The organism is Flavobacterium reichenbachii, assembly GCF_002217435.1.
GTDB classification, from domain to species: domain Bacteria; phylum Bacteroidota; class Bacteroidia; order Flavobacteriales; family Flavobacteriaceae; genus Flavobacterium; species Flavobacterium reichenbachii.
In genome coordinates this window covers 85,093-101,382 of sequence record NZ_MUHF01000018.1, presented here as the reverse complement: position 1 = coordinate 101,382, position 16,290 = coordinate 85,093, and the positions used below count along the sequence as shown (strand labels likewise).

Below are 16,290 nucleotides of genomic sequence, written 5' to 3'. Positions count from 1 at the left end.
AATACTATTTTGTACAAAAGAACATGAAAAACAGGATCATCAGAAAAATAAAAAAAGAAGACAATGAGGCAGTTGCCCGGTTAATAAGATCAGTTTTTGATGAAATGAACATTCCTAAAGTGGGAACTGCATATGAGGATCCCTATTTAGATTTAATGTTTGAAGAATACAATAAGCCAAGATCGGTATATTTTGTAGTCGAAAACGAGGGTGAAATTGTGGGATGTGCGGGAATTGCACCTTTAGAAAATGGAGATGTACAAATTGCAGAATTGCAAAAAATGTATTTCCTGCCAGAAACGAGGGGGTTAGGAATTGGAGCCGAAATGATGGAAAAATGTTTACAGCAGGCAAAAGATTTTGGTTTTGAGAAATGTTATATCGAAACAATGCCTTTTATGCTTGCAGCTCAAAAACTGTATAAAAAATCAGGATTTGAGTATTTAAATTCCCCAATGGGAAATACTGGGCACAGTTCTTGCCCTGTCTGGATGTTGAAAAATTTATAAGCCTATGAAAAATTTTATTGTTACAGCTGTTTTAGCTCTGGTTTTGTTTTCTTGTAATAATTCTAAAGAACCAAAATATAAAATGGTGATCAAAAAGAATGTAGAAAATGATGTCGTTGCAGATAGTACTCAAGACGAAATAGCTGTTGCATACGAGGATTTTAAAAGTGATTTTAAAGTTTTAATACCGAGATCGTATCGAACTTGGGAAAATAAAAACCCAGTAGATTCCTTAAATCAGAATTGGACTGATTTATACGAAGAAAATGGATCGTATTTTTTAGCAAAAGCAAATTATGAAATAGAAAAAGGATTTGATGAATGCTCTGGAGATTCTTTGAAATCTATTAATCCTAAAAATAAATCTTTGATTTTTATGGATTATCCTGAGCTGAAAATGGGAAAAATAAATGCTGTAAAAATTACTAAAGATAAAATCTGGCCGAATGAAAAGATGTCGCTTGTGCTTAATAATCTAAAATATACTTTTAGAGCAGAAGGAAAAGTATTATCTTCTCAAAAAATTGAAACAGAAGACGGTAAAGAAGATTTTTTTAAAGAAGTAAAAAATTATAAACTTTATTTGACTGTAGAAAACAATCCGGAAAAACTTATTTTAGAGCAGGAAAACTTTCATGATACATTTGTTGAATTACTTTTTGCGGGTGATATTGACGGAGACGGGAAATTAGACCTTATTTTTCGCGCAAATAGGGATTATGAAGAAGAAAGAGTAATTTTATTTCTTTCTTCAAAAGCTCAGAATGGCGATGCTATGAAGAAAACTGCAGAAATTGCAGTACAATTTGACTGCTAATTAATCTGTTTTAATAAGAGATAAAATGAAAATTAAACAATATAGAACTCAATTTATACAGGAACTGGCACCATTTTACGATGCATATGAGGCGGAGAGTTTTTTCTATTTAATTTTAGAAGATAAGTTTAGACTTAGACAGATTGATTTGGCTTTAAATCATGAATTAACATTTACTGATAAAGATTTTGTTCTTTTAGATTCAATTTTAGAACAACTCAAGAAAGAAATCCCAATTCAGTACCTTCTCGGAAAAACCAGTTTTTATGGTTTAGATTTTGAAGTAAATGAAAATGTCTTGATTCCCAGACCGGAAACCGAAGAATTGGTAGAATGGATTATTAATGATAATGCTGCACTGGATAAAACTAAAAAGCTTAAAATTTTAGACATCGGGACAGGAAGCGGCTGTATTGCAGTATCGTTGGCAAAAAACCTGCCTAACTCAGATGTTTATGCGATAGATGTTTCTAAAAAAGCACTCGAAACAGCCAAAAGAAATGCCATAAACAACAAGGTCGAAATTACCTTTATGTTTAAGAATATTCTGGATCTAGAGATACTGAAATATGATTATGATATCATAGTTTCAAATCCTCCATATGTTAGAGAATTAGAAAAAGAAGAAATTAAAAAGAATGTTCTGGATTATGAACCGCATCTGGCTCTTTTTGTTAAAGATAATGATGCTCTGATATTTTATAAAAAAATTGCGGGTCTGGCCAAAAAAAATCTATTGCCAAACGGACAATTGTATTTTGAAATTAATCAATATCTGGGTAAAGAAATGACAAATTTACTGGAAGAAATGAATTTTGAGAATATTGATTTAAGAAAAGACATTTACGATAACTACAGAATGATATCCTGCAAGGTTTCTAAAAAGCAGTAATAATATTTATAAATGAAAACAATAACAAAGCTAATATTACTTGCAGTTTTACTGGTTTTTATTGGCTGTAGAGATACAAAATCTGAAAATAAAGGTACTATATCTAAAGTAACTGTAGCCTTTTCGGGTTATGGCTGCGAAAGCAACTGTCCGTTTGAAGTATATAGCGTAGATAATAATTTGAATGTGTCATTTTATGGTGGCGAGGGGGCGTACAAAAACGGTTATTTTAAAGGAAAAGTTTCAAAAGAAATTTGGGATAGTATTCAAGTTCGTTTTGATAAATTTATAGTTAAGGGTATTGACACTACAGAATATAAAAAAACAGATCATCCTGACGTAGAATTTTTTATTCACGATGGTTTTCGAAAACATAAAACAAGGTTTGCCGAAAACACAGGAAAAATGACAAAACAGGATTTAGATATTTTATATTGGTTTAAAAATATTGCTGCGAAACAAAAATTACAAAGCACTGATAGCTTGATTTTTGAAACAACTTTGCAATACATTATACCGCCAAAATCAATCAAAAAATAACAAGAAGTTTTCTAGGCAGGTAAAATCGTTTAATTAAATAGTGTCTATCTAGATGGTTTTGTAAACCTTACAGGAGAAGTTCTTAAAAAAAAGATTCGCCTAATCTAGCCCCGATAGAAGTGGAAATCCTTTTGTGCCGGTGAGGCTTTGGGAGGCACAAAAGATTGAAACGGATAGCGGGACAAGTGGTTTTTTTGAAATTGTTATAGCTGCTTCTTAATTTCAGTTTCGCTGTATTCAGTTTACAGTGAGACTTTGACTGAACTGAAAACTAAAAAATTACTCGTAACGCAAAGCTTCAATAGGATCTAGTTTTGAAGCTTTGATTGCTGGATACAATCCAGATACAATAGCCACCATAAAACTAGTAGCAAAGGCAATTAAAATTGCAAACCACGGAATTACAAAAGCAAAACCCATTGCTGTAGATATACCAAAACCAATAAGCATTCCTAAAATAATACCAACAATGCCGCCAAGCTGGCCAATTAATAATGTTTCAATAAAAAATTGAAAAGCTACTGTAGATCTTTTTGCACCTAAAGCTTTTCTGACTCCTATTTCACGTGTACGCTCGGTAACAGAAACAATCATAATATTCATTAAAGCTATTGATGATCCTAATATTGTAATAATACTGATTATTGCAGAAGCCCAGTCCAAATATTGAGTAATTCCTAAGATCCTGTTTATTAAATCGTCACTGCGTCCAATTCCAAAATTATTGTCACGCACAGGACTTAATTTACGAACTCTTCTCATTGTACTTGTTGCATTGTCTACAGCTTCGTCTAAAAGTTCTTTTTTCGAAACCATTATACTCATCGTATAATTAATGTTGGGAGCTGTGAATAAAGATCGCGCTACCTGAATCGGAATCAGAACACGTAAATCCTGGCTGTTTCCAAAAGTAGAACCTTTTTCTTTTAAAACCCCGATTACTTTAAAACGAGCGCCTCGAATAGAAATGATTTTATCAATTGGATTAATATCTTTTAACAAACCTTTTTCGAAATCTGAACCTACAACGCATGAATATGTATTGTTGTCAATGTCGAATTGATTAAAACTTCTGCCTAAATTGACCTCAAGACCAGAGTTGCTTATAAAATGTTCGTCGACGCCAACAATTGTGATTTCCGGATCTGTTTTTTTGTCTAAATATTTAACTTCTGCTTTTGAAGTTGCAGTAAAAGAAAGAGAAGTTTCTGTAAAAGGATATTTGTATTTGTTTTTAAAAGCAACTGCCTCAGGATAAGAAATAATCGGATTAATGATTTCACGTTCCTTACCACCGCGGTTTCTAACAGTATTCTCGTATTGATTTATGTTGAAAGTATTGGCTCCCATCGATGCAAAATTTTTAGAAATGGTGTTTTCTAATGCCGTTACAACAGTCAGGATTCCAACCAAAGCAGTGATTCCAATGGCGATTATTAAGACGGTAAGAATGGTACGCAGTAATTGTGTTTTGATAGAACCAAACGCAATTCGGATATTTTCTTTGAATAATTTTAGCATCATGACCAATTTGACACGAAAATACGTTTTTTGTTACAAGTTTGTTTTCGAACTGATAATATTTATTTTAAAAAGTGAGATATTTGCAGTCGATTTAAAATAATGAAAATACAAGCAAACTTTCATTTTTCGGCTTTAAGCCAAATCTAAAATCTACAATCAGAAATCTAAAATAAAAAGAAAAATGGCTTCAAAACCAAGCGTACCAAAAGGGACAAGAGATTTTTCGCCTGCAGAGGTGTCAAAACGTCAATATATTATTCAGACCATAAAAAGTAATTTTGAGAAATTTGGTTTCCAGCCAATAGAAACACCTTCATTTGAAAACTCCGATACTTTAATGGGGAAATATGGTGAAGAAGGGGATCGTTTGATTTTTAAAATATTGAATTCGGGTAATTTTTTCTATGATAAAAGAGCTAAAATTGAATTGCCAGAATCTATAGAAGCCCTTCAGGTTAATTCTGCAGAAACAATAGATCTGAATCAAAGAATTGAGTTGAATAAGTTTACAGGAAAAATTTCAGAAAAAGCATTACGTTACGATTTAACTGTTCCGTTTGCAAGATACGTGGTACAGCACCAAAATGATATTGTATTTCCTTTCAAAAGATATCAAATTCAGCCTGTCTGGAGAGCAGATAATCCACAAAATGGACGTTATAGAGAATTTTACCAATGTGATGCAGATGTTGTAGGATCAAAATCATTATGGCAGGAAGTAGAATTGGTACAATTGTATGATACTGTTTTTACTTCTTTAGGTTTAGAAGGAGTGACTATAAAAATCAATAATAGAAAAATTTTATCTGGAATTGCAGAAGTTATCGGTGCTTCAGACAAATTGATTGATTTTACGGTTGCCTTAGATAAGCTTGATAAAATCGGAGAAGACGGCGTGAAAAAAGAAATGATCGAAAAAGGTATTTCTGAAGAAGCTTTGGTTAAGGTACAGCCACTTTTTAGTTTTACAGGGACTTTTGCAGACAAAATCGCCCAGCTTTCTGAATTACTGATTTCATCAGAAGAAGGAATAAAAGGAGTTGAAGAACTTAAATTTATTTGTGACAATGTGGCAGCTTTAGGTTTGTCGACAGCAATTTTAGATCTTGATGTGACCCTTGCTCGTGGATTAAATTATTACACGGGAGCTATTTTTGAAGTAGCAGCGCCAAAAACGGTTACAATGGGTTCTATTGGAGGAGGCGGAAGATACGATGACTTAACAGGTATTTTTGGTTTAAAGGATATGAGTGGTGTCGGAATCTCTTTTGGTTTAGATCGTATTTATTTGGTTTTAGAGAAATTAGAATTGTTTCCAGAAACTATTGCCGCGACTTCAAAAGCAATATTTATCAATTATGGTAATAGCGAAGCTTTATACGCATCGCAGGCAATTCAGAAACTGAGAAAAGAAAATATAAAAGTAGAATTGTATCCAGATAATGTAAAAGTGGGAAAACAATTTCAATACGCAGATAAACGTTTTATTCCGTTTGCGGTAATTGCTGGTGATCAGGAAATCGCTTCGAATACTTATTCGCTTAAAAATTTAGTGACAGGAGAACAGGTTTCTGTTGATTTTGAAGGTTTGAAAGCGGCTTTATTGGCATAAGAATTTAACCGCAAAGTGCGCTAAGATTTAATTTTACTTCACGCATATAAAACACAAAGTTCGCAAAGCTAGATGAACACAAAGCTTTGCGAACTTTGTGTTTATAAAACCAGGCCTTTAAAAATCTTAGCGCACTTTGCGGTTATTTCGCAAAGCTTTGGTAGTGATTGTGTTGATGAATTATTAGTCATAAAAGCCTAAATCTTTTTTAAAATCTGCCTGAAATAGTTGCCGGACAAGAAAAAAAACTTTTAATTTGCCGACCTTAAGTTACGGGCGTAGTTCAAGGGTAGAATAGCGGTCTCCAAAACCGTTGATGGGGGTTCGAATCCCTCCGCCCGTGCAATGTTTTTTACCGTAAAGAACGCAAAGATTTTATCCAAGGATATCTTTAAAAGAAAAAGTTCGCAAAGNNCTTTGCGAACTTTTTCTTTTTTTTGAAAGCCAAGAATAAAAATCTTGCATTCTTTGTAGTAAATTTTTACCAAAAAGCATAAAAAAAAGCTTCGACTGAATGAGACGAAGCTTTTTTTAATATAAGGTAAACTTGAATTAATAATTATTTATAAAGCCGAGGCTAACCCTTAAATTCAATTTTGATAGGTAATTAATTTTGTTTTTAATTAAGTTCAAATATAGTTCAAACTAAAACGTAATAGTCTTAAAATTATACTAAATTTTTTACGATTATAAAACCTCAGAAACAACTTATACTTTTGAGATAGTGACAATTTGACATTTTAAAAGATTTGGCAGTACTTTTGCAATCCAAAAGAAAGAATAAAAATGAAGTTTAAAAATATTTTTAAAAATAAAAGTAATATGACTACGGAAAATACAGAGTTCGATCAGGAATTAGATGATGTAACGTTAGAGAACAATGCCAACGGTGAGCAGTTAATTGTTGAAGAATTAAGTGTTGAAGAGCAATTGGCTCAAGACTTGGCAAAAGAAAAAGATAAGTTTTTGAGATTATTTGCCGAATTTGAAAATTACAAAAAAAGAACTTCAAAAGAGCGCATGGATTTGTTTAAAACAGCAAACCAAGAAGTTTTGTTAGCAATGCTTCCTGTTTTGGATGATTTTGACAGAGCGGCTGTAGAAATCAACAAATCTGAGGATGAAAATTTGAAAAAAGGTGTTGAGTTGATTCACGAAAAATTAAAAAGCACTTTGGTTTCTAAAGGTTTAGAGCAAGTTGAAGTAAGAGCAGGTGATGCTTTTAATGCTGATTTTGCTGAGGCAATTACCCAAATTCCAGCTCCGTCTGATAAATTAAAAGGGAAAATTGTTGACGTTATTGAAAAAGGATACAAATTAGGAGACAAAATTATTCGTTTCCCTAAAGTGGTTATCGGAAACTAAAAAACAAATTAGATTCTGAAAATCAGTTTTTTAAAAATTGGATTTTGGAATTTATCCCGATAGCTATTGGGATTGGAATTTAACCTAAACTATGAAAAAAGATTTTTACGAAATACTTGGCATTTCAAAAAGTGCCGATGCTGCTGAAATTAAAAAAGCATACAGAAAAAGTGCGCTAAAATATCACCCTGATAAAAATCCGGGCGACAAAGAGGCAGAAGAAAACTTTAAATTGGCTGCAGAAGCTTATGAAGTTTTAAGTGATCCGAACAAAAAAGCAAAATACGATCAATACGGACATCAGGCATTTGATGGTTCTGGCGGATTTGGCGGAGGTGGTCATGGCGGTATGAATATGGATGACATTTTCAGCCAGTTTGGTGACATTTTTGGAGGTGGATTTGGCGGATTTGGCGGAGGCGGAGGTGGTCCTCGCCGCGCTAAAGGAAGTAATCTTAGAATTAAAGTTAAATTGACTTTGGAAGAGATTGCAAATGGAGTAGAGAAAAAAGTAAAAGTTAAACGTAAAGTTCAGGCCAAAGGTGCTACATACAAAACTTGTACGACTTGTAATGGTCAGGGTCAGGTAATGCGTGTAACCAACACAATTTTAGGAAGAATGCAATCTGCATCTACCTGTCCAACTTGTGGCGGTTCGGGACAAATTTTAGATAAAAAACCTTCTGAGGCAGATTCTCAAGGAATGGTCCAGGAAGACGAAACGGTATCAATCAAAATTCCTGCTGGAGTTGTTGACGGAATGCAGCTTAAAGTTTCCGGAAAAGGAAACGATGCTCCAGGAAACAGTATTCCAGGTGATTTGATTGTAGCTATTGAAGAATTGGAGCACGAATTCCTGAAACGTGAGGGAGAGAATGTTCACTTTGATTTGTATATCAGTTTTCCTGAAGCAGTTTTAGGCGTTTCTAAAGATATTGAAGCAATCAACGGAAAAGTTCGTATAAAACTAGAAGAAGGAATTCAGTCTGGAAAAATTTTAAGATTAAAAGGAAAAGGAATTCCGAGTATAAACGGTTACGGAAGCGGAGATCTTCTAGTTCACGTAAATGTTTGGACTCCAAAAACATTAAACAAAGAACAAAAGCAATTTTTTGAAAATGCTTTAAACGATGAGCACTTTATTCCGAATCCGGAAAAGTCAGAAAAATCATTTTTTGAGAAAGTTAAAGACATGTTTTCATAAGCTGAACTTTTTTAAAAGACTTAATAAATATAAAAACCCATTCTAGTGTAAATATTAGGATGGGTTTTTTGTTGAATAATAAAAAGTTTCGCTACTAATTATTTACTTTTACACTCGCAGACTGCAAAAGGTCAAAATGTCGCAGAAATTCAAAAAACAGCATGAGCAACTTACTCGAAGTACATAAAGTCGTAAAAAAATATGGTGATTATGTAGCGCTAAACGAAGTTTCATTAAATGTGCCCAAAGGCAGTATTTACGGATTATTAGGTCCAAATGGAGCAGGAAAAACATCTCTGATAAGAATTATAAATCAAATTACACTGCCGGACAGCGGCGAGGTGATTTTAGACGGAGAAAAATTACAGCCCAAACACGTACAGACTATTGGTTATCTTCCAGAAGAACGAGGCTTGTACAACTCAATGAAAGTGGGGGAACAATGTTTGTATCTGGCACAAATGAAAGGACTGTCTAAAGCAGAAGCAAAAATGCAGTTAGAATATTGGTTTGACCGATTGGGGATTCAGGGTTGGTGGAACAAGAAAATTCAGGAACTTTCTAAAGGAATGGCACAAAAAATTCAGTTTGTAGTTTGTGTTTTGCACAAGCCAAAACTGTTGATTTTTGATGAGCCGTTCTCTGGATTTGATCCGGTAAATGCAAATGTAATTAAAGACGAAATTTTAGCATTAAGAGAACAAGGTGCAACTATTATTTTTTCGACGCACCGAATGGAAAGTGTAGAAGAACTCTGTGATCATATTGCCTTGATTCATAAATCGAATAAATTGATTGAGGGAAAAGTTGGAGATGTAAAGCGAAAATTCAGAACCAATAGTTTTGAAGTTGGAATTCTTACAAGTAATGTAGAAGGGTTGATGTATGATATAACACAAAAATTTACTGTTTCGCCTGCTCGTTTCAAATCTCTTAATGATGATTTAAAATTAAATATTGATATAGGAAATGCGACTCCAAATGAATTACTGAACATCCTGACGCAGCGAGGACAGGTGACGCATTTTGTAGAGAAAATTCCAAGTATAAACGATATTTTTATTCAAACAGTAACTGGATAGATCTTTAGATCGTTAGACTTCTTTGATTTTGAGATTAAATCTGGAAATCTAAAAAATCTAACAATCTAAGAAGTCTAAAAAATCTAACTAATCTAAAAAATGAGTATAATTTCATTAATTATAAAAAGAGAATTTATAGCAAAAGTCCGCAATAAGTCTTTTGTTGTTATGACTTTTTTAAGTCCATTATTGTTTGTTGCGGTAGCTGGATTTATTGGTTATTTGAGTTCAATGAAAGCAGAAACCAAACGAATTGCTATACATGATGAGACAGGTTTGTTTGCTGATGATTTTGTAAAACAGAATAAAAAAGACGCAGAATATAAATATATTAATTTATCTGAAATTAATATTGCAGCCTTAAAAGACAGTATTGCAAAAGAAAATTTCAGCGGATTATTGGTAATTCCAAAAACAAACAATGAGAAAGATTTAGAATCAAAAATTGATTTTATTTCAAACAATAGTCCTAGTATTTCGTTTATCGAAAACACACAAGATGTTATAGCGTCAAAGATTACTAAAATCAATCTCGAAAAAGCTAAACTGGACACTTTGGCAATTCAGAAAGCTCAGGCAGCAGTGAATATTCATTTGGCAAAAGCATCGGGTGAAGAAAGTCTGAAGGGTCTAAACGAAATAAAAATTGGAATCGGCGGCGCATTTGGATATCTGATTATGATGTTTATTATCATTTATGGAAACATGGTAATGAGAAGCGTAATCGAAGAAAAAACCAATAGAATTATTGAAATTATAATTTCGTCGGTAAAACCTTTTCAATTAATGATAGGTAAAATTGTCGGGACTTCACTTGCAGGATTATTGCAGTTTACAATCTGGGCAATAATTGGTTTGAGTTTAATGTTTGCTGCTTCGGCATTTTTTGGAGTAGATGTTAGTCCAACAGCCAGAATTTCCCCAGAAATGATGCAGTCTGCACAACACGAATTATCAGGCACTGCTCAAATGTATATTGCAGAATTATGGAATCTTCCTATTGCAAGTATTATAATTGGTTTTGTTGTGTATTTTGTTGGAGGTTATTTTTTGTATAGCTCTTTCTACGCAGCAATTGGTGCAGCAGTTGATAACCAAACCGATTCGCAGCAATTTCTTCTGCCTATTATTATGCCGCTTATTTTGAGCGTTTACATTGGTTTTTTTACGGTTGTAAATGATCCACACGGAACTGTTGCTGTTTTGTTTTCGATGATTCCGCTTACATCGCCTATAGTCATGTTAATGCGTATTCCGTTTGGAGTACCGTGGTGGCAAATCGCAATTTCGGTATCATTATTGTTTGCTACTTTTTTCATTGTCGTTTGGTTTGCAGCAAAAATTTACCGCGTAGGAATTTTAATGTATGGCAAAAAACCGACCTGGAAAGAATTGTATAAGTGGCTTAAATATTAGTTTGTATAGTGGCAAAGGTTCAGAGGTGCAAAGCTGCAAAGGTTTTTCTTTGTAGTCTGAAATAACTTTAAAATCTTCCCAAAATAGTATAAAAAATAATAACAAATATTGCAAACGAAAAGTGACAAAGATTTTAAGCTTTGTGCCTCTGAACCTTTGCAACTTTGAACCTTTAAAAAGAATGAGTAAAATACTAATTATAGAAGACGAAGCAGCGATCAGAAGAGTTTTGGTGAAAATTTTATCAGAAGAAAATGATTCGTATCAAGTAGATGAAGCAGAAGATGGAGCTGTGGGTCTTGAAAAAATAAAAAACAACGATTACGATTTGGTTTTGTGTGATATCAAAATGCCAAAAATGGATGGAGTTGAGGTTTTAGAAGAGGCAAAAAAAATAAAACCTGAAATTCCGATGGTTATGATCTCGGGTCATGGCGATATGGAAACAGCGATTCATACGATGCGTCTGGGAGCTTTTGATTATATCTCGAAACCACCAGATTTGAATCGTTTGTTGAACACAGTTCGTAATGCTTTGGATAAAAAGCAATTGGTTGTTGAGAATAAAATTCTAAAGAAAAAAGTCAGCAAAAATTACGAAATGGTAGGAGAGAGCGAAGCCATCAATCATATTAAAGTAATGATTGATAAAGTAGCTCAAACCGAGGCCCGAGTTTTGATTACAGGTCCAAACGGAACAGGAAAAGAATTGGTAGCACATCAATTGCATGAAAAAAGCGAACGTTCTAATTTTCCTTTAATTGAAGTAAACTGTGCCGCTATTCCAAGTGAATTGATCGAAAGTGAATTGTTCGGACATGTAAAAGGCGCCTTTACTTCTGCTGTAAAAGACCGTGCAGGAAAATTTGAAGCAGCAGATAAAGGGACTATTTTCTTAGATGAAATCGGAGACATGAGTCTTTCGGCGCAAGCCAAAGTATTGCGTGCTTTGCAGGAAAGCATGATTACAAGAGTTGGAGCAGAAAAAGATATAAAAGTTGATGTTCGCGTTGTAGCAGCAACCAACAAAGACTTGAAAATAGAAATTGCAGAAGGCCGTTTCCGTGAAGATTTATATCATAGATTGGCAGTTATTTTAATTAAAGTACCGCCATTAAACGAAAGACGTGACGATATTCCGGCTTTAATAACTCATTTTACAGAAAAAATTGCATCAGAACAAGGGAATGCCGTTAAAGCATTTTCGGCGCAAGCCATAAAATTATTGCAGGAATACGATTGGACCGGAAATATTCGTGAACTTCGAAATGTAGTAGAGAGATTAATTATCTTAGGAGGAAATGAAATCTCAGAAACAGATGTGAAAATGTTTGCAAGCAAATAGATGCTTTGCGCAATAGGCTTTAAGCTTTAGGCTTTAGCTTTTTAAAAATAAATTATTTTAGCTTATAGCTTAATGCTTAAAGCTTAAAGCATAAAAAAGATGAAACTAAAAAAAATAAACGAGAAGCTGCAAGACGCTTTAATAGAAAATGGTCTTACAGAGGCAAATGCATTGCAGCTTGAAACTTTTTCGACTATAAAAAGCGGTTCAGACTGCATTATTCTCTCTCCGGAAGGAAGCGGAAAAACGACTACAATTGTATTAAATGTAATTCAGCAGCTGGCGGGTCAGACAGAGGAATCTCCGCGTGCTTTAATTATTGTAGAAGATAAACCTAAAGTATTGGAGATGGTAGAGCTTTTTGCGAAATACGGAAAATATACCAATCTGGAAATTTACGGTGTTCATGAAAAAGGCGATATGGATTACGATAAAAACTATATTTCTACAGGAATAGATGTTTTAATTGGGACAGCAACAAAACTAAATGATATGTTTAGTACTGCTGGATACAATGTAAACCGTCTAAAAATGTTTATCCTAGATGATGCAGATCCTATCTTAAAATTACGCCACGAAACCAAAATAATGCGTATTTCTAACAGTATTGCCAAAGTGCAGCGAATTATTTTTGCCGAGCAATTAACAGAGCGTATCGAAATTTTGGCAGACAAAATGTTGTTGGAGCCTTATCTTTTTGATATGGACGAAGATGGAGAAGACGAACTTGATGAAGAAGAAGACCAAATCGAAGAGGAATAAAACTATAATTGTAAAATTTGCATGGAAATATTTAAAACACTTAAATTTTTGACAATCGTACTTTTAGCTTTTTTTGTTGTTATTTATGTGCTGCTTATTTCCTATGTTTATTTTAATCAGGTTGGAATGATTTTTCAAAGTACGGCGCTTCCAAAAGATCATCAATTTGTTTATGAATCCAAATTTGAAGAATTAAACATTAAATCTTATGATGGAGTAAACCTAAACGGATTACTGTTTAAAGCAGAAAATTCTAAAGGTTTGGTTTTTTATCTTCACGGTAATGCAGGAACTCTAGATACTTGGGGTAAAATTTCAAAAATATACACCAATCTGGGATATGATATTTTCATTTTGGATTACAGAGGCTTTGGAAAAAGTGAAGGTGAAATTGAAAATGAAGATCAATTAAACAAAGATGTTGCCACAGCTTATAAAACATTAAGTATAAGATATCCTGAAAATAAAATAATCATTGCGGGTTATTCTATCGGTTCGGGATTGGCTGCTTTATTGGCTTCTGAAAATAAGCCTAAAGCGCTGTTGCTGCAGTCGCCCTATTTTAGTTTTACAGAATTATCGGGCAGCAGAGTGCCATTCTTTCCCAATTTCATGAAAAAGTTTCATCTCGAAACTTTTAGATATATTACAAAAGTAAAAGCACCAATTTATATTTTTCACGGTGTAGATGATCAATTAATATCGTGCTCGAATTCGGTCCGATTAAATAAATTACTCGATTTTAAAGGGCATTTTTATGCGTTGAAAGGTCAGGACCATATTGGAATGAATGAGAATGAAGAATTCCAAGACCGGTTAAAAACAATATTAGAATAAAGAATAATAATAAAACAATAAATGTTATGGGATTAATGAAGGTATTTTCGGGAAGTGAAATTTTAGCAATTGCTTTGCAGGAAAGATTACAAGAAGCAGGAGTAGAAACGGTTAAAAAAGATAATATCCAATCAGCGAGACTGGGTGGTTTTGGACAGACAGATTTGGCTGTTGAGGTTTTTATTCAGGAAACAGATTTTGCAAAAGCAAATCCAGTTATTGAGGATTTTAGAATGAGCATATAAATTTCGGTCTTTAAATTAGAACACACAATAATGCAATATAAAATGCTGGTACTCGACATGGATGATACCTTGTTGACGGATGATCATAAAATTTCAGATTTAAATAAAAAAGTTATTTTAGAAGCCCAGGCCAAAGGTGTTTACGTGGTTTTGGCTTCAGGACGACCAACATCTGCCATGACTGCATATGCTAAAGAATTAGAATTGGATCTGAATGATTCTTATATTCTTTCTTATAATGGAGCCATAATAAGTACTGTAAAAGATAATCTTGTGCTGTTTGAGCAAAAGCTTACTGTAGAGCAGATTCATGAATTGTACGATTACAGTGTGAAGATGAAGACGCACATTATAACGTATTTGAATGAAGAAATTATCAGCGAAACCGATTCGGAATATATCGAAATCGAAAAAGAAATTACAGGGTTAACACATCGTAAAGTGCCAAATTTTAAAGAAGCGGTTGATAAACCAGCTGTAAAATGCATTTTGTTAGAAAATCCAGCTTATTTAAAAGAAGTAGAAAAAGATTTAAAGGTTGCGATGCCTCATTTGAGCATTGCAATGTCTAAACCTTTTTTCCTGGAAGCTGCTCAAAACGGAATTGATAAAGCTGCTAGTTTAAAACTTTTAGCGGCGAAGTTAAACATTCATCAGAGTGAGATTATTGCTGTTGGAAACGCTGGAAATGACTTGACAATGATAGAATATGCGGGATTGGGTGTTTGGGTTGACAATGTGACACCAGAACTGCGCGATAGAGCAGATGTTATTGTAGCCTCAAATAATAATGATGGCGTTGCCGAAGTAGTGCAGCGTTATATTTTAAATTAATCTTTTATGAAAACATCAATAGAAACGGAGCGATTGATTTTGAGAGAACTGCTTCTTTCAGATGTTGACGGCATGTTTGAAATGGATTCTAACCCAAACGTACATCGCTTTGTGGGGAAAAAACCTTTAACACATATTGATGAAAGCCTTGATCAGATTAAAAAAATCCAGGAGCAGTATAAAAAAAACGGAATTGGCCGCTGGGCCGTTATTCTAAAAGAAACGAATGAATTTATTGGCTGGTCCGGAATAAAATTAATTTCGAACGAAATCAATAATCATCAAAATTTCTATGAAATTGGATATCGTTTTATCGAAAAACACTGGGGAAAAGGATATGCCACTGAAGCCGGAAAAGCTTTTATAACGTATGCTTTTAATGAAATGAAAGTTGAAGCACTGTATGCTTATGCAGATGAAGGAAACGAAAACTCAAGAAAAATTCTTGAAAAACTCGGTTTACGCTACATAAATTCTTTTGAATATGAAGAGGAATTGGAAGTTTGGTACGAACTCAAAAATCCAAATATATACTAGACATAAAATCCAAATCTTTATAAACCAAAAGTTGAAATATAAAGATTTGGAAATTACCCCAGATTATTCAAGAAAGGAAATCTTGAAATATTATTTTTTAGCTACAGAAACAAAATATTTATTTCCGTCACCCATTGTCAATTTTACGCGTTCGTCGCAAAGATCAATTACAAAATTTGCACTTTCGTAACAGCTGCAAGTTGTGTTTTTATCTTTAGACATTTCTGTTTTACAGTTGTTGTTTTTGAAAGTTGCCAACTGAGGAGTGTACAAGCTCACTAAATCTGTAGAAGCTGTTACCAAAGAAATAATACTAGCTGAATTATTACTAGAAATTCTGTATACAATTCTATCAGTATAATTTACTTCATTTACCGTTACTTTACGAATATAAGTATAAGCAGTAGATCCTTCGCTTGGTTCCTTTACTTCAAATTTAAAACCAACTGCACGAATTGCAACATCAAATTGCTGCTGCGAGTTTAAACTTGCCCAATTCGTTAATGTGCTGATAGAAGGAAATGGATTTGTAGCTGGAGCATTAGTCTGCGCTTGCGAAGTAAAAATGGTTAAGAACATCAAGCAGATTGTGGGTAAAAATGCTTTCATAAAGTGGTATTTGTATTATAATTTTGCCTACTCTCTTTGGTTTTCGGCTTTCCCATTTCATTTTGTAACACAAAACAACAACATAACGAGTAAAATTCAAAATTGTTATGTTCGAATTATTATTTAATTAACCAAAGCTGTCTAAAATTCTGAAAATCTG

17 protein-coding genes and 1 tRNA gene are annotated in these 16,290 nt (G+C 33.5%); 16 read left to right on the top strand and 2 right to left on the bottom strand.

Features of this window, described 5'->3' with window-relative positions:
• Positions 1-23 precede the first annotated feature (23 nt).
• From B0A68_RS14920 to B0A68_RS14905, 4 genes are read left to right on the top strand one after another with little or no spacing between them, the layout of a single operon-like run.
• On the top strand, positions 24-509 hold the full coding sequence (locus tag B0A68_RS14920; RefSeq protein ID WP_035690142.1) for a GNAT family N-acetyltransferase: 486 nt from the start codon (positions 24-26) through the stop codon (positions 507-509).
• A gap of 4 nt (positions 510-513) precedes the next feature.
• Positions 514-1,326: a hypothetical protein gene (locus tag B0A68_RS14915; RefSeq protein WP_051893008.1), complete on the top strand. Its 813-nt coding sequence runs from the start codon at positions 514-516 to the stop codon at positions 1,324-1,326.
• A 25-nt stretch (positions 1,327-1,351) separates the two neighbouring features.
• Positions 1,352-2,218, top strand: coding sequence for a peptide chain release factor N(5)-glutamine methyltransferase (gene prmC, locus B0A68_RS14910; protein ID WP_035690143.1), 867 nt, complete (start codon positions 1,352-1,354; stop codon positions 2,216-2,218).
• Positions 2,219-2,230: 12 nt separating this feature from the next.
• Complete coding sequence (locus tag B0A68_RS14905) at positions 2,231-2,758, top strand: DUF6438 domain-containing protein (protein ID WP_035690145.1); 528 nt, start codon at positions 2,231-2,233, stop codon at positions 2,756-2,758.
• Positions 2,759-3,037: 279 nt separating this feature from the next.
• Here the strand turns inward: B0A68_RS14905 and B0A68_RS14900 are convergent, their stop codons facing one another.
• Positions 3,038-4,282 carry an ABC transporter permease gene (locus tag B0A68_RS14900; RefSeq protein ID WP_035690146.1) on the bottom strand — a complete coding sequence of 415 codons (1,245 nt, stop codon included), beginning with the start codon at positions 4,280-4,282 and terminating at the stop codon, positions 3,038-3,040.
• Positions 4,283-4,463: 181 nt separating this feature from the next.
• Between B0A68_RS14900 and hisS the strand changes: the two genes are divergently transcribed.
• The 12 genes from hisS to B0A68_RS14840 all read left to right on the top strand — a co-directional run bounded on the left by hisS (position 4,464) and on the right by B0A68_RS14840 (position 15,521).
• Positions 4,464-5,894: a histidine--tRNA ligase gene (hisS, locus tag B0A68_RS14895; RefSeq protein WP_035690148.1), complete on the top strand. Its 1,431-nt coding sequence runs from the start codon at positions 4,464-4,466 to the stop codon at positions 5,892-5,894.
• Between the two features lie 272 nt (positions 5,895-6,166).
• Positions 6,167-6,237, top strand: a tRNA-Trp gene (locus B0A68_RS14890).
• A 443-nt stretch (positions 6,238-6,680) separates the two neighbouring features.
• Positions 6,681-7,259: a nucleotide exchange factor GrpE gene (locus B0A68_RS14885; protein WP_029272664.1), complete on the top strand. Its 579-nt coding sequence runs from the start codon at positions 6,681-6,683 to the stop codon at positions 7,257-7,259.
• 91 nt (positions 7,260-7,350) lie between these two features.
• Positions 7,351-8,463, top strand: a complete 1,113-nt coding sequence (dnaJ, locus tag B0A68_RS14880) for a molecular chaperone DnaJ (RefSeq protein WP_035690150.1) — start codon at positions 7,351-7,353, stop codon at positions 8,461-8,463.
• 161 nt (positions 8,464-8,624) lie between these two features.
• Positions 8,625-9,545: an ABC transporter ATP-binding protein gene (locus B0A68_RS14875; RefSeq protein ID WP_035690152.1), complete on the top strand. Its 921-nt coding sequence runs from the start codon at positions 8,625-8,627 to the stop codon at positions 9,543-9,545.
• A 99-nt stretch (positions 9,546-9,644) separates the two neighbouring features.
• Positions 9,645-10,961 (top strand): ABC transporter permease, encoded by a 1,317-nt coding sequence (locus tag B0A68_RS14870; protein ID WP_035690154.1) that lies wholly within the window; start codon positions 9,645-9,647, stop codon positions 10,959-10,961.
• A gap of 181 nt (positions 10,962-11,142) precedes the next feature.
• Positions 11,143-12,306 carry a sigma-54-dependent transcriptional regulator gene (locus B0A68_RS14865; RefSeq protein WP_035690156.1) on the top strand — a complete coding sequence of 388 codons (1,164 nt, stop codon included), beginning with the start codon at positions 11,143-11,145 and terminating at the stop codon, positions 12,304-12,306.
• 99 nt (positions 12,307-12,405) lie between these two features.
• Positions 12,406-13,068: a DEAD/DEAH box helicase gene (locus B0A68_RS14860; protein ID WP_035690157.1), complete on the top strand. Its 663-nt coding sequence runs from the start codon at positions 12,406-12,408 to the stop codon at positions 13,066-13,068.
• Positions 13,069-13,116: 48 nt separating this feature from the next.
• A complete protein-coding gene (locus tag B0A68_RS14855) occupies positions 13,117-13,905 on the top strand; it encodes an alpha/beta hydrolase (RefSeq protein ID WP_240475349.1) in 789 nt (262 codons plus the stop codon).
• A 26-nt stretch (positions 13,906-13,931) separates the two neighbouring features.
• Positions 13,932-14,150 carry a putative signal transducing protein gene (locus B0A68_RS14850; protein ID WP_035690161.1) on the top strand — a complete coding sequence of 73 codons (219 nt, stop codon included), beginning with the start codon at positions 13,932-13,934 and terminating at the stop codon, positions 14,148-14,150.
• A gap of 30 nt (positions 14,151-14,180) precedes the next feature.
• Positions 14,181-14,984 carry a Cof-type HAD-IIB family hydrolase gene (locus B0A68_RS14845; RefSeq protein WP_035690162.1) on the top strand — a complete coding sequence of 268 codons (804 nt, stop codon included), beginning with the start codon at positions 14,181-14,183 and terminating at the stop codon, positions 14,982-14,984.
• Positions 14,985-14,990: 6 nt separating this feature from the next.
• Entirely contained in the window at positions 14,991-15,521 is a 531-nt protein-coding gene (locus tag B0A68_RS14840; protein WP_035690163.1) for a GNAT family N-acetyltransferase, read from the top strand.
• Between the two features lie 90 nt (positions 15,522-15,611).
• Here B0A68_RS14840 and B0A68_RS14835 read toward each other — a convergent pair whose 3' ends face one another.
• Positions 15,612-16,130, bottom strand: coding sequence for a hypothetical protein (locus B0A68_RS14835; RefSeq protein ID WP_035690166.1), 519 nt, complete (start codon positions 16,128-16,130; stop codon positions 15,612-15,614).
• Between the last annotated feature and the right edge of the window lie 160 nt (positions 16,131-16,290).

Coding starts and splice junctions, on each gene's coding strand:
- B0A68_RS14920 (WP_035690142.1), top strand. CDS start 24: ATGAAAAACAGGATCATCAGAAAAATAAAAAAAGAAGACAATGAGGCA.
- B0A68_RS14915 (WP_051893008.1), top strand. CDS start 514: ATGAAAAATTTTATTGTTACAGCTGTTTTAGCTCTGGTTTTGTTTTCT.
- prmC (WP_035690143.1), top strand. CDS start 1,352: ATGAAAATTAAACAATATAGAACTCAATTTATACAGGAACTGGCACCA.
- B0A68_RS14905 (WP_035690145.1), top strand. CDS start 2,231: ATGAAAACAATAACAAAGCTAATATTACTTGCAGTTTTACTGGTTTTT.
- B0A68_RS14900 (WP_035690146.1), bottom strand. CDS start 4,282: ATGATGCTAAAATTATTCAAAGAAAATATCCGAATTGCGTTTGGTTCT.
- hisS (WP_035690148.1), top strand. CDS start 4,464: ATGGCTTCAAAACCAAGCGTACCAAAAGGGACAAGAGATTTTTCGCCT.
- B0A68_RS14885 (WP_029272664.1), top strand. CDS start 6,681: ATGAAGTTTAAAAATATTTTTAAAAATAAAAGTAATATGACTACGGAA.
- dnaJ (WP_035690150.1), top strand. CDS start 7,351: ATGAAAAAAGATTTTTACGAAATACTTGGCATTTCAAAAAGTGCCGAT.
- B0A68_RS14875 (WP_035690152.1), top strand. CDS start 8,625: ATGAGCAACTTACTCGAAGTACATAAAGTCGTAAAAAAATATGGTGAT.
- B0A68_RS14870 (WP_035690154.1), top strand. CDS start 9,645: ATGAGTATAATTTCATTAATTATAAAAAGAGAATTTATAGCAAAAGTC.
- B0A68_RS14865 (WP_035690156.1), top strand. CDS start 11,143: ATGAGTAAAATACTAATTATAGAAGACGAAGCAGCGATCAGAAGAGTT.
- B0A68_RS14860 (WP_035690157.1), top strand. CDS start 12,406: ATGAAACTAAAAAAAATAAACGAGAAGCTGCAAGACGCTTTAATAGAA.
- B0A68_RS14850 (WP_035690161.1), top strand. CDS start 13,932: ATGGGATTAATGAAGGTATTTTCGGGAAGTGAAATTTTAGCAATTGCT.
- B0A68_RS14845 (WP_035690162.1), top strand. CDS start 14,181: ATGCAATATAAAATGCTGGTACTCGACATGGATGATACCTTGTTGACG.
- B0A68_RS14840 (WP_035690163.1), top strand. CDS start 14,991: ATGAAAACATCAATAGAAACGGAGCGATTGATTTTGAGAGAACTGCTT.
- B0A68_RS14835 (WP_035690166.1), bottom strand. CDS start 16,130: ATGAAAGCATTTTTACCCACAATCTGCTTGATGTTCTTAACCATTTTT.